The organism is Pseudomonas sp. Kh14, assembly GCF_900291005.1.
GTDB classification, from domain to species: Bacteria; Pseudomonadota; Gammaproteobacteria; order Pseudomonadales; family Pseudomonadaceae; genus Aquipseudomonas; species Aquipseudomonas alloputida.
Genome location: NZ_OLKJ01000077.1, coordinates 1 through 281 on the forward strand (window position 1 = coordinate 1; position 281 = coordinate 281).

Sequence of the window (281 nt, forward strand, 5' to 3'; positions counted from 1 at the left end):
AGGTTAAATAGATTGTCCAGCCATCACAATGGCAACAACTCCTAAGCTTGCTCCAAGGCCACGGTTGACCCACAAGAAGTATTTAGGCGATGTCAGTAGCTTATTGAGTGCTGAACCACAGTATGCCCAAATGCACATAGACGACACTACAATTGCAATGAAAATAGCCATAATCACCGCGTCATCCGATAGAACTCTGTTTTGACCAGGCAGAAACTGCGTCAGTAGAGTTAAAGACGCAACCCAAGCCTTGGGGTTCAGAATTTGAACCAGCGTACCAC

At 45.9% G+C, this 281-nt stretch carries 1 protein-coding gene; it reads right to left on the bottom strand.

What is annotated here, in order from left to right; genetic code table 11:
- Positions 1-3 precede the first annotated feature (3 nt).
- A partial coding sequence (locus tag FQ668_RS28805; RefSeq protein ID WP_369333847.1) for a LysE family translocator occupies positions 4-281 on the bottom strand: 278 nt, incomplete at its 5' end.